This is a genomic window from Priestia sp. SB1 (genome assembly GCF_038898415.1).
On the sequence record NZ_JBBJSS010000001.1, the window covers coordinates 827014 to 839043 of the forward strand.

Here is a 12030-nt window from a genome sequence, read left to right on the forward strand (position 1 = left end):
AATAAATATATAAATCCTTCTTTTATTTTTCACCTGCGTAGCTGTCTCTCCATTTAAGAAGACGCTTTTCTAATACTCGGACAAATGAATCAGTTAATTTGCCTACAACAGCAAAAATGATAATTCCGACAAAAACTACATCTGTTTGAGAAAACTGCCTAGCATCCATAATCATATATCCTACACCTTCACTTGCTCCCATTAATTCAGCTACTACCAGTCCGAGCCATGCAATACCTAAAGACAATCGGACACCAAGTAAAATATTAGGAAGAGCGGCTGGTAAAATGAGTTTCGTGATTTGTTTCCATTTACTAAATTGCAGAACACGCGCAACATCAAATAATTTCGAATCAACGCCGCGAATGCCTAAATACGTATTAACATAGATTGGGAAAAACGCACCGTTTGCAATTAGCAATATCTTTGAAATTTCCCCAAAGCCAAACCATAAGATAAATAAAGGAGCCAAGGCAAGGTGAGGAACAGTTCTAAGCATTTGAATGGATGGATCCATATAGTGCTCCGTTTTCTTTGAGAAACCGACAATAATACCAAATAGTAAACCTAGACCAGCTCCAACGGCAAAACCTATGGCAGCACGTAAAATACTGATTTGAAGATTAGCTCCCAGTTCTCCCGATACGATGAGCTGTTTGAAAGAAAGTACAATATCAACAGGTGTAGGAAGAACGGTTTTAGATACATAGCCTGCAGAACCAATGATTTGCCACACGACGATAAGCAAAATTGGCACGACGAGAGAACGAAGGAAAATTCCCTGCTTATTTTTCGCTTCTTCCTTTCTTTTTTTCACTTGTTGCAAGTGAGCTGCTGAAGACTGGACATGTCCTGAAACCACGGATGTTTTACTCATTTTCATCACCTCATTTTTCTTTTAATGCTTTTTCAATAAATGAATTATCAACGACATCTCCCGTATCAATTTTCTTTTTTATAACGCCTAAAGATTGTTGAAAATCAGCTGTTCGCTGTTGTTCTGCAATAATTTCTTTAGAGGTTGGGCGATTATAGGCAGGATTATTTTTTAACACTTGTCTTACTACATCTTTATCTAGATTTTTTTGTTTTGCTAGAATATCCACAGATTCTTCAAAATGTTCGTTTTGCCATTCAAGTGCTTTTTGATAAACTTGTAAAAACTTAACGACTAACTCTGGATGATCTTTTGCAAAGCCTTCTCTTACAATAGTAAAGCCTGGTGAAACAACCTTTAACGAATCGCCGTCTGCTAAAATACGAGCTTCATTTTTTAAGTTTTGCAGGGAAATAAACGGTTCCCAAATTGACCATGCATCCACTGACCCATTTTCAAATGCTGGCTGAGCTTCGTCTGGCTGAAGCTGAATAATCTTTACGTCACTTGGCTTTAACCCATTTTGATCAAGAGCTCTGTACAATAAGTTAAAACCGCTGCTGCCTTTGGCAACCGCAATCTTTTTACCTTTTAAATCTTTTACGCTTTTAATCTTGCTGTTTTTTCCTACTAAAATAGCATTTCCTTTTAATCCGTCGCTCGAATTAGCAATTTCTAAAAATGGAATATCTGCCCCTTGACCAGAAATAACCGGTGAGTTTCCAACTTGGCCGAAATCCAAGTGTCCAGATGCTAACCCTTCAAATTGCGGAGGACCGCTTTGAAACTCTGTCCATTTAACGTTTACACCTATTTTTTTAAATTCTTTTTCAAACCATTTTTGGTTTTGTGCCAGCATTAAAGGTCCTAGGCTTTGTTGAATGCCAATATTGATCGTAACGTTTTTCGAATCTTCGCCGCTCGCTTTTTCTTTCGTCCCGCACCCAGCCAATGCGAGAACAAGTACAATAGCTGCAGTTAAAAGTAGCTTTTTCATCTGTTCTGTCTCCTTCTCTGTCTGATTGAATCTTTAATGTTCTCCTGCTTCTTCAAATTCTTTCAGCACTTGCTGCCTTAGCTGCTGAAAAGGTAGTTCTGTCTTTTTTCGCGGATGACTAATTTCTACTGGAACAACCCGACTAATTTCTCCTGGTCTGGCACTCATAATCACAATTTTAGTTCCTAAGTAAATGGATTCATCTAAATCGTGGGTAACAAAAATCATGGTTGTTTTTTCTTTTTTCCATATGTCTAACAGCACATCTTGCAGATGAGTGCGAGTAAAAGCATCCAACGCACCAAACGGTTCATCTAACAATAAAACCTCGGGATTTCTTAAAAGAGCACGCGCAATCGCAACTCGTTGAGACATCCCCCCGGATAGTTCTCGAGGATAAGCTTTTTCAAATCCTTTCAGCCTGACAATATCAATTAGCTCATCTACGCGGCGCCGAACGTTCGAATCTTTCAGCGATAAGTCAGCCGCTATATTTTGCTCCACATTAAGCCACGGGAACAAGCGGTGTTCTTGAAAGATCATTCCTTGTTTAATGCTAGGTCCGGCTATGTGCTTCCCGTTGATTTCAATGCGCCCTTCATAATCTATATCAAGTCCAGCGATCATTTTAAGCAGCGTACTTTTTCCGCATCCGCTCGGACCAATAATGGTAATAAATTCACCTTTATTAATCGTAAGATTTACATTTCGCAATGCTTGAGTTACTTGTTCTCCTTTTTGAAATGAGCGGTTAACCGATTGAATCACGACACTCACAGCAATTCCTCCTCCTTGAATTTTTAAATCAAAAGCTATTTCACCTAAAAACATAAAAGCTCCTACCTAAAAAAGGTAGGAGCTTTCGGTTGACCGATCAGCCCGTTGCTATAGTTAACTGATTTGTTATTGGATTATTTTGAATTTTATCATATTAATCCGATTTGTCAACTGTGTTTTATATATTTTATCCATTAGATTCTTGAGGATTTGGTTTTTTCCATTTAAATATTGAGTTTAAAAATCCGTATATATGCTTAGACTCCTTCGTTAACAAAGGACCAATAATAGCTAAAATCAATACATAAAGCGCAGCGAATGGCTGAAGGATGGCCGATAATCCTCCTTCAATTCCGATGTTAGCCATAATGATTGAAAACTCACCTCGTGACATGATTGTTAATCCAATATTGGTCGAAGCCTTGTGTGACAGCCCGCTTTTTCTTCCTGAAATCATACCGGCTGTAAAGTTACCAATAATCGTAAGCGCAACTGCTCCAAGGGCAAGCCAGCCTGCATCCCAGAGCGTGAGAGGATCAATACTTAATCCGAAGCTGAAGAAAAAGATGGCTCCAAAGAAATCACGAAACGGTACGACAAGATGTTCAATCCGATCGCGATGTTCTGTTTCAGAAAATACAAGCCCAAGCAATAATGCTCCAATTGCTTCTGCCACGTGAATTGTTTCTGAGAAGCCTGCCACAAAAAACAATACCGCAAAAACGACGATTATAAAGATTTCATTCGATGAAATATTTAAAAGTTTATTTAGTAGAGGCGTAGCTTTTCGAGCAATGATAAAGAACAGCATCATATAGCCAAACGCAATTAAAATAGATGTTAAAGATCCAGCAAGCGATCCGTGGTCTCCAAGCACCAACCCTGAAACGACAGAAAGATAAACCGCTAAGAAAATATCTTCAAACATGATGATCCCTAATATCAATTCCGTTTCTGGATTTGCCGTTCGTTTTAAATCAACCAATACTTTTGCGACAATTGCGCTGGACGAAATCGTAATAATTCCAGCGATAATCAGCACTTCAAGAAGAGGATTTCCTGTCAGGTATCCATACAATAATCCTAAGGTAAAGTTAATTAAAATATAAATAGACCCTCCCACCGCGATGGACTTACCTGATTTAATTAACTTTCCAACTGAAAATTCTAACCCTAAATAAAAGAGTAAAAAGAGAACTCCAATTCTCCCCATAAATTCAATAATCTCTTGGCTTTCAATAAACTTTAAACTGAATGAGCCAAACTCAGGAGCATGGGGACCAACCGCCATGCCCAGCAGAATGAGGAATGGAATAATCGTAAATTTAAATTTATGTGCTAGTATAGCCGCTAAAGCGACTAGTAACAAAGCTGTCCCAACTTCAAATACTAAATGATCCAATTATGAACTACCTCCTTGTGAAAGCAATTCTTTAATGAGCGTTTTTAAATTTCCTCTTTCACCAGAGATGACAAGCGTATCTCCTTCTTCAATTAACGTATCTGGTCCTGGGGTGGATAATTTTTTTTGCGTGTTTTTAATGACAGCGATGATTGTGACATCATAGTTGCTGCGAACGTCAATTTCGCCAATTGTTTTACTGTGAGCTTTCGCCTGTTTTTCAACTTTGTACCATTCAATCACTAAGTCATTGAATGCCACTTCAATGGTTTCCATTGCTTTTGGCTTGTAAATCATGCCGCCTAAAATTGCAGCTAGCTGTCTTGATTCCGTATCTGTTAACGTAATGTCAAAAATGCTTTCTTCTAAATCTTTTTGATCGAAGTGGTAGATTTCACGTCGTCCATCATCATGAATAATAACGACCACACGGTTTCCTCCGCTTGTCTCAATTTCAAATTTACGGCCGATTCCTGGTAATTCCGTTTCTTTAATCATCATTGAATGATCACTCCTATAAAGTTTTTAAGAAGAATATTAAATTTTCATTGCATTATTTGTATAGAAAATCCCCATGACAAATAAGCCTAAGAATAGTAGGTAATTTTAGGTTTGAAGAAAAGGCTGCTGAAATTTCAACCTTTTTTATTTAATTGAGGTAACTTGATTGAAAGATTTTTGGATAAAAAAGTGTTTTCTTGAGGAAAAAATACGCAATTTGATGCGTCGGAATGATGAGCTTGGTACTCACCCATACTAAAGCAAAAGTTACTATCACACTTTGTATTAGAGATCCTATTTGTTTGACGCTGTGCTTAGCTCCTGGAGACATGTGCACGATATCCGTGTAATGCTGTACCGAACTTTTTGTGACCTTTACTTTTTCAAAGTCATTATCAATAAATTTATCTGGCAAACTCGCAAAAGGCAAGCAGAATATCATGCATAATAATACCCCTAACCATACATTTTTCATCATCTCACCTCTCTTTCTTTTGAAGTAGTATCTCCTTACTTAAAAGTATACGTACTCTGAAATTCAATTTCAAGCAATAAGTTTCTTTTATAAAGATTTACCTTTTTTATAATATTTTCTTAATGATATTCTTTTTAGATACATATGCGATACTTAAAAAAATATACAAAAAGCTGGCTTTCTAAAAAGAAAGCCAGCTCATGTTATAGTTCAAGTTCTCCCATTCGAAGGAGTTCTACGACTGCTTGAGAACGCCCCTTGACTCCAAGCTTTTGCATCGCATTAGAAATATGATTTCGAACTGTTTTTTCGCTAATGAATAGTTCACTCGCGATTTCTTTTGTTGTTTTGTCCTGTACTAAAAGCTCGAATACTTCTCGTTCACGCTTTGTAAGTAGCGGTTTAGGTTGAAACTCTTTTTCTTTCAATGTAACCCTCCTTGCCTGATCCTGAGTTGAACTATCGGATGGGTGTAAATTTAGTCAACATATCTTATGTGCGGTATGCCTACGCGGTTACTAGTTTTAGAAAAAATATGCAAAAAACTCTTTTTTACCTTTGAAAAAGAAAAAAAGCCTGAAGAAAGAGTCTTCAAGCCATTTTTATATAGTCGATAAACACCTTTTCATCTCTTCATTCCAAGGCACGCTTTTTCCTGTTTCTTTAGAAATTTGCACCATTGTTCCTCTCCCCGTGAGTACAACCTCTCCTTGCTCATTTTGAATCATATAGTGTAAATCAACCGAAGAACGTCCGATTTTATGGGCCTTTACAAAAACAGCTAGCACGTTGCCAAAATACACTTGTTTGACATAGTCGCACTGCAAATCAGCCACCACCGGTATCGTTCCCTCATACTCACTCGTCCACTTTTGCATAAAGCCAATATGGTGAAAGAATTCCGTACGTATTTGTTCAAAATAAACAAAAGGAACCGTATTATTTAAGTGCCCAAACATATCTGTTTCCGAAAATCTTACCTTGATTTTCTGCTTAAACGAAAATGACTCTTTCCAGTGATCCATGTCTTCAATATACGAAATATTATTCATCTGTATTTCCTCCATTCGTCATAGACAAAATAAAACCTCTCCACGTGGAGAGGTTTTGAGTGGTTATACTTGATCGCTACCAAAGAAACTTCTGAATGCTTGAATTGTTGTGTCGCGGTTCAAAGCTGCGATTGAAGTAGTCAATGGAATTCCTTTTGGACATGATTGAACGCAGTTTTGAGAGTTCCCGCAGTTCGCTAGCCCTCCATCACCCATAATCGTCTCTAAACGTTCTCCTTTATTTAACGCACCGGTTGGATGGGCATTAAACAAGCGAACTTGAGAAAGCGGTGCTGGACCGATGAAGTTTGACTTGTCGTTTACGTTTGGACAAGCTTCTAAGCAAACGCCGCATGTCATACACTTGGATAACTCATACGCCCACTGACGTTTCTTTTCAGGCATACGCGGTCCTGGTCCTAAATCGTATGTGCCATCGATCGGAACCCAGGCTTTTACTTTTTTCAGTGAATCAAACATACGGCTGCGGTCTACCTGCAAGTCACGAACAACAGGGAATGTTTTCATTGGCTGCAAGCGAATCGGCTGTTCTAGTTTATCAACAAGAGCTGTACATGACTGACGAGGTTTACCGTTGATAACCATTGAACAGGCTCCGCATACTTCCTCTAAACAGTTCATTTCCCAGTTTATCGGAGCAACCTCTTTACCTGAAGCATCAACAGGGTTACGTCTGATTTCCATCAGTGCTGAAATAACGTTCATATTCGGACGATACGGAATTTCAAACTCCTGATTGTAAGGAGCAGATTCAGCTGAATCTTGACGTGTAATAATGAAGCGCACTGTCTTTTGGACTGTTTGTTGTTCACTCATTGATTAACGAACCCCCTCTTGTTGTTTTTTTGGTTTTTCATCTTTTTTCTTTGTGTAGTCGCGCTTACGCGGTTTGATTAACGATACGTCTACCTCTTCATAATGGAAAGAAGGAGCCGTTTTCTTATCAACGAAAGATGCCATTGTTGTTTTTAAGAATTCTTCATCGTTACGATCTGGGAAATCCGGCTTATAATGAGCACCGCGACTTTCGTTACGGTTGTAAGCTCCAAGCGTTACAACACGTGAAAGCTGGAGCATGTTTTGAAGCTGACGAGTAAATGTTGCCGCTTGATTACTCCATTTAGCCGTGTCATTAATGTTAATACGATCATAGCGTTCAATTAATTCTTGAATCTTTTCATCTGTTTTTAACAGTTTGTCATTGTATCGTACGACTGTCACGTTGTCAGTCATCCATTCCCCTAGCTCTTTATGAAGAACGTATGCATTTTCTGTACCTTGAAGATTCATGATATTGTTCCATTTCTCTTCTTCTTCTTTCACATGACGATCATATACGCTTGAAGAAATAGCATCTGCGCTCTTTTCTAAACCATTGATGTATTCAACGGCTTTAGGACCAGCAACCATACCGCCATAAATAGCTGACAATAATGAGTTTGCTCCTAAACGGTTCGCTCCGTGCTGCGAATAATCACACTCACCAGCTGCGAACAAGCCAGGGATATTTGTCATTTGATCGTAATCCACCCATAAACCGCCCATTGAATAGTGTACGGCTGGGAAAATCTTCATTGGTACTTTGCGCGGATCATCGCCCATGAATTTTTCATAGATTTCGATGATACCTCCAAGTTTAATGTCTAGCTCTTTTGGATCTTTATGTGAAAGGTCCAGATAAACCATGTTCTCTCCGTTAATTCCTAACTTCTGCGCTACGCAGACGTCAAAAATTTCACGAGTTGCAATATCACGAGGTACTAAGTTACCGTATGCCGGATATTTTTCCTCTAAGAAATACCAAGGTTTACCGTCTTTATATGTCCAAACGCGCCCGCCTTCTCCACGAGCAGATTCACTCATAAGACGAAGCTTATCATCTCCCGGGATAGCAGTTGGATGAATTTGAATAAACTCTCCGTTTGAATAGTATGCACCTTGCTGATACACGATAGATGCCGCTGAACCTGTATTAATAACTGAGTTCGTCGATTTTCCAAAGACAATACCAGGTCCACCTGTAGCCATAATAACCGCATCAGCTGGGAACGTTTTAATTTCCATTGATTTTAAATTCTGTGCAGAAATTCCGCGACAGCTGCGCTCATCATCAAGAACAGCACCTAAGAATTCCCATCCTTCGTACTTTGTCACAAGTCCGGCAACTTCATAGCGACGAACCTGCTCATCTAATGCGTACAATAACTGTTGACCCGTTGTTGCTCCAGCAAAAGCCGTACGGTGATGCTGCGTTCCGCCAAATCGTCTGAAGTCTAACAAACCCTCAGGAGTACGGTTAAACATAACACCCATACGGTCAAGTAAGTGAATAATACCAGGAGCTGCTTCACACATTGCTTTTACAGGTGGCTGGTTGGCTAAAAAGTCTCCGCCATACACTGTGTCATCAAAGTGTTCCCATGATGAATCTCCTTCACCTTTCGTATTTACGGCTCCGTTGATTCCACCTTGCGCGCAAACTGAGTGAGATCTTTTTACCGGAACTAGTGAAAATAAATCTACTTGCTTGCCAGACTCAGCAATTTTTATTGTTGCCATCAAGCCAGCTAAACCGCCACCGACTACGATGATTTTTCCGTTACTCATCGGAACCCCACTCCTTCAAAACCTTAATTTTATGCAAATGCGAATAATGTACGAACACCTACAAATGTAAGTGCTAAGAAGATTGCTAATGTCACATAAGTTGAAATTCTTTGAGAACGTGGTGTTACAGTTAACCCCCAGCTAACTCCAAATGACCATAGACCGTTTGCAAAGTGGAAGATCGTAGATACAACACCAACTATGTAGAATGCAAACATTGCTGGGTTGCTTAAAATTCGTTCCATCATTTGAAAATCTACTTCTTTTCCAAGCGCAGCTTGTATTCTGGTTTCCCATACGTGCCATGTGATGAAGATAAGTGTGATTACACCTGAAACACGCTGAAGGATAAACATCCAGTTACGAAAAAATCCATAGTTGTTAACGTTTGTTTTAGCAGTAAATGCGATGTAAAGACCGTATATTGCGTGAAAAACGATTGGTAAGAAAATAATGAAAATTTCTAGAGCATAGCGGAAAGGTAAGCTCTCCATGAAGTGAGCTGCTTGATTAAATGATTCTTCTCCCTTTGTCGCGAAATGATTCACAACTAAATGCTGTGTTAAGAAAATCCCGATTGGTATTACTCCAAGTAGTGAATGGATTCTCCGATATTGAAACTCTCTGTTTGCCGCCATCTGCGTAGACCCCCCTTAGTTAAATGAACATAGTTTGTGAAGAACTTTCTTACTCCCACTAGACAAATAGATTAATCGTGAATACAGGAAATGAAAACCTTTGCATTTCCTAATAAAGTATGTGACAGGTTAATTTTACTCCCATCGATTAAGAGCGTCAAGGCAAGATGTTTAAATCTTCTATAAAATATAAATTTATAAAATTTTATATTTGTTAACGCTTACTGCATTGGTGTTAAAGATTTTTTCTTTCTATTATAATATCGCTTGCCACAGTTAAGTAAGCGTTTACTTTATACTTTTATTGTAAACAAGTTCACAAAACATTTACACAGGTAAAAGTACCCTTTTAAAAGTAATTTTATGGATTTTTCATCTTTACATCTAACTCTTTTTACCATAATAAAGATCCTCTTACATTTTATTAAAAAAATGCGTGAGAGGTTTTTTAGATTTGTATATAATAGTAGTAAAGAAAGAGGGGAAAGCATGAGCAATTTACAAACAGAATCACAGCAAGAACTTGAAGGGACGATGGAAACATTAGAACCTAATGCCGCAGCTGAAACAGAGAGAGCTCTTGATCACGTTCCATATTTCGGATACAGCCTTTTGCGTGACGTGTTAATTCCAGAGCTTCTTGGAGACGAAACGAATACCATCTCATACTGGGCAGGAAAACACCTTGCGCGTAAATATCCATTAAATACAATGGATGAAATCGTCGCATTTTTTAAAGCAGCTTCCTGGGGAACACTGACGCTTGCCAAAAAAGATAAATATTCACTAGAGCTTGAGTTATCAGGTGATGTGGTCAGCAAAAGATTTCAGCAGGAAACTTGTTCATTTCATCTTGAGTCAGGGTTTGTGGCTGAACAGATTCAGCGTCAAAACAACTGCCTAACAGAAGCCTACTTAACACCTAAAGAAAAGAACGGAAAAGTGCTGATTTCCGTGCAGTGGGACCGAAAAGATATCTTACCTACCGAAACCCGTGCGGAGCGTTATAAAAAGTAAGAAATACGTATATATAAAAGACGTGGAGATACCACGTCTTTTTTCTTTTCTTTATACTTGCACTGCCTGCTGCTCTTCTAATTCAAATGCTACGTGAAGCGTCTCAACAGCTTTTACCATATCAGCATGCGGTACAACTGTAGATACTTTAATTTCAGACGTGCTGACCATCTTCACTTCAATTGTCTCTCCTGCCAGCACTTCAAACATTTCGGCTGCAACACCTGGATTAGATATCATGCCAGATCCCACAATCGATACTTTAGCCAGACTGCTTTCATGTTCAATACGCGTATACCCCAAGGTAGATTTATACTCTTTTAAGACGGCAAGAGCAGCTTCTACATCTACAGTTTTAATAGAAAATGAGATAGAGAGGCGATTATTAGCCGTTACGTTTTGAATAATAATATCCACATTTAACTGTTCTTTTGCTAATGCTGTAAAAATAGTAGAAAGAGTTTGTAACTCGTTGTTTAACCCTTCAATTGTCACCCGTGAAATATTATCTTCAAACGCAATTCCTCTTACGACTAAGTTTTGTTCCATTGAAACTTCCTCCTCAACAATCGTTCCATTCTCGTTTTCTAAGCTTGAACGCACTTCTAGCGGTACCTGATAATTTTTTGCAAACTCAACAGCGCGCGGATGCAGCACCCCTGCTCCTAAATTGGCTAATTCTAACATTTCGTCATATGAAATAGAATGAAGTTTACGAGCATCTTCTACGTAGCGCGGATCCGTCGTAAACACTCCTGTTACGTCTGTATAAATATCACATTTTGCAGCTTTTAGTGCCGCGGCAAGAGCTACTGCCGTCGTGTCAGAGCCGCCTCGACCTAATGTTGTAATGCTTCCATCTTCTGAACAGCCTTGGAATCCAGCTACTACTACGATTCGACCTCTATCTAATTGGCTTTGAATACGAGTCGTGTCAATGTGCTGGATTCGTGCATTGCTGTGAACTGCTTCCGTCTGGATACCAGCTTGCCAACCTGTTAGCGAAGTGGCTTCATGACCTTTGAATTGAAGAGCCATTGTTAACAGGGAAATCGTTACTTGTTCTCCAGTTGTAAGAAGCATATCCATTTCGCGTTTACTTGGACTGTCCGTAATATCACTTGCTAATTTCACCAGTGCATCTGTGGTTTTGCCCATTGCCGATACAACAACTACTACTTGGTTACCGCGCTCTGCTTCTTGAATAACACGGTTTGCTACATGTTGAATACGTTCAACAGAACCAACAGATGTTCCACCAAATTTTTGAACGATTAATGCCATAATTTTGTTCATTCCTTTTCAATAAATTTGCATATGCAGGATGATGAGAAGCTAAATTTTTTTACTCAGACAATAAAAAAAGCAATGAGATGAGCTCTCATTGCTTAACGAACGAAAATTATAAAACATAACCGTCCACTGCCGTGAGATAGCTCTCCAAGAATCTACATCTTGACAATCCTACGTTTATTCAACGCAGAACCAGCAATCATTACTATGAGGTAATGTTCACTTCGGCAAATTTCCCTTTCCGCATCGTTCATAAGGGCTCATACCCTTCCTGATGCGTACTGATTAAATTTGCACCTCTATCTTCACTTCATTTGATGAAGTGTCGTATGAAATTAGTTAATAGCTTATCAAATATTTTCTATTATTTCAA

Annotated in this window: 13 protein-coding genes and 1 riboswitch; of the genes, 1 reads left to right on the forward strand and 12 read right to left on the reverse strand. The window is 38.8% G+C overall.

Features of this window, described 5'->3' with window-relative positions; all coding sequences use genetic code 11:
- Positions 1-22 precede the first annotated feature (22 nt).
- From WKH56_RS04285 to WKH56_RS04335, 11 genes are all read right to left on the reverse strand, one after another.
- Positions 23-877 (reverse strand): ABC transporter permease, encoded by an 855-nt coding sequence (locus WKH56_RS04285; RefSeq protein ID WP_033579636.1) that lies wholly within the window; start codon positions 875-877, stop codon positions 23-25.
- 10 nt (positions 878-887) lie between these two features.
- Positions 888-1874, reverse strand: coding sequence for an aliphatic sulfonate ABC transporter substrate-binding protein (locus WKH56_RS04290; RefSeq protein ID WP_310884109.1), 987 nt, complete (start codon positions 1872-1874; stop codon positions 888-890).
- 33 nt (positions 1875-1907) lie between these two features.
- Positions 1908-2705: an ABC transporter ATP-binding protein gene (locus WKH56_RS04295; RefSeq protein ID WP_080754460.1), complete on the reverse strand. Its 798-nt coding sequence runs from the start codon at positions 2703-2705 to the stop codon at positions 1908-1910.
- Positions 2706-2838: 133 nt separating this feature from the next.
- A complete protein-coding gene (locus tag WKH56_RS04300; protein WP_028411751.1) occupies positions 2839-4053 on the reverse strand; it encodes a cation:proton antiporter in 1215 nt (404 codons plus the stop codon).
- Positions 4054-4554, reverse strand: a complete 501-nt coding sequence (locus tag WKH56_RS04305) for a cation:proton antiporter regulatory subunit (RefSeq protein WP_013085158.1) — start codon at positions 4552-4554, stop codon at positions 4054-4056.
- Positions 4555-4702: 148 nt separating this feature from the next.
- Entirely contained in the window at positions 4703-5029 is a 327-nt protein-coding gene (locus WKH56_RS04310) for a hypothetical protein (protein ID WP_028411752.1), read from the reverse strand.
- A 203-nt stretch (positions 5030-5232) separates the two neighbouring features.
- Positions 5233-5457 carry a spore germination transcription factor GerE gene (gene gerE, locus WKH56_RS04315; protein ID WP_013059396.1) on the reverse strand — a complete coding sequence of 75 codons (225 nt, stop codon included), beginning with the start codon at positions 5455-5457 and terminating at the stop codon, positions 5233-5235.
- Between the two features lie 174 nt (positions 5458-5631).
- Positions 5632-6081, reverse strand: coding sequence for an acyl-CoA thioesterase (locus tag WKH56_RS04320; protein ID WP_028411753.1), 450 nt, complete (start codon positions 6079-6081; stop codon positions 5632-5634).
- 63 nt (positions 6082-6144) lie between these two features.
- On the reverse strand, positions 6145-6918 hold the full coding sequence (gene sdhB, locus WKH56_RS04325; protein WP_013059398.1) for a succinate dehydrogenase iron-sulfur subunit: 774 nt from the start codon (positions 6916-6918) through the stop codon (positions 6145-6147).
- 3 nt (positions 6919-6921) lie between these two features.
- On the reverse strand, positions 6922-8709 hold the full coding sequence (gene sdhA, locus WKH56_RS04330) for a succinate dehydrogenase flavoprotein subunit (protein WP_342834727.1): 1788 nt from the start codon (positions 8707-8709) through the stop codon (positions 6922-6924).
- 29 nt (positions 8710-8738) lie between these two features.
- Positions 8739-9347 (reverse strand): succinate dehydrogenase cytochrome b558 subunit, encoded by a 609-nt coding sequence (locus tag WKH56_RS04335; RefSeq protein WP_028411754.1) that lies wholly within the window; start codon positions 9345-9347, stop codon positions 8739-8741.
- 489 nt (positions 9348-9836) lie between these two features.
- Between WKH56_RS04335 and WKH56_RS04340 the strand changes: the two genes are divergently transcribed.
- The gene (locus tag WKH56_RS04340) at positions 9837-10364 is read left to right on the forward strand and encodes a YslB family protein (protein ID WP_168761330.1); all 528 of its coding nucleotides are present in this window, start codon (positions 9837-9839) and stop codon (positions 10362-10364) included.
- A gap of 51 nt (positions 10365-10415) precedes the next feature.
- Here the strand turns inward: WKH56_RS04340 and WKH56_RS04345 are convergent, their stop codons facing one another.
- Complete coding sequence (locus WKH56_RS04345; RefSeq protein ID WP_275210683.1) at positions 10416-11648, reverse strand: aspartate kinase; 1233 nt, start codon at positions 11646-11648, stop codon at positions 10416-10418.
- Between the two features lie 141 nt (positions 11649-11789).
- A riboswitch (Lysine riboswitch) is annotated at positions 11790-11967 on the reverse strand.
- Between the last annotated feature and the right edge of the window lie 63 nt (positions 11968-12030).

Bases quoted from the DNA above. Each gene is read 5' to 3' on its own strand.
- WKH56_RS04335 (WP_028411754.1), bottom strand. From the start codon at position 9,347: ATGGCGGCAAACAGAGAGTTTCAATATCGGAGAATCCATTCACTACTT.
- WKH56_RS04285 (WP_033579636.1), bottom strand. From the start codon at position 877: ATGAGTAAAACATCCGTGGTTTCAGGACATGTCCAGTCTTCAGCAGCT.
- WKH56_RS04320 (WP_028411753.1), bottom strand. From the start codon at position 6,081: ATGAATAATATTTCGTATATTGAAGACATGGATCACTGGAAAGAGTCA.
- WKH56_RS04345 (WP_275210683.1), bottom strand. From the start codon at position 11,648: ATGGCATTAATCGTTCAAAAATTTGGTGGAACATCTGTTGGTTCTGTT.
- sdhB (WP_013059398.1), bottom strand. From the start codon at position 6,918: ATGAGTGAACAACAAACAGTCCAAAAGACAGTGCGCTTCATTATTACA.
- WKH56_RS04340 (WP_168761330.1), top strand. From the start codon at position 9,837: ATGAGCAATTTACAAACAGAATCACAGCAAGAACTTGAAGGGACGATG.
- WKH56_RS04310 (WP_028411752.1), bottom strand. From the start codon at position 5,029: ATGAAAAATGTATGGTTAGGGGTATTATTATGCATGATATTCTGCTTG.
- WKH56_RS04305 (WP_013085158.1), bottom strand. From the start codon at position 4,554: ATGATGATTAAAGAAACGGAATTACCAGGAATCGGCCGTAAATTTGAA.
- WKH56_RS04295 (WP_080754460.1), bottom strand. From the start codon at position 2,705: ATGTTTTTAGGTGAAATAGCTTTTGATTTAAAAATTCAAGGAGGAGGA.
- WKH56_RS04290 (WP_310884109.1), bottom strand. From the start codon at position 1,874: ATGAAAAAGCTACTTTTAACTGCAGCTATTGTACTTGTTCTCGCATTG.
- sdhA (WP_342834727.1), bottom strand. From the start codon at position 8,709: ATGAGTAACGGAAAAATCATCGTAGTCGGTGGCGGTTTAGCTGGCTTG.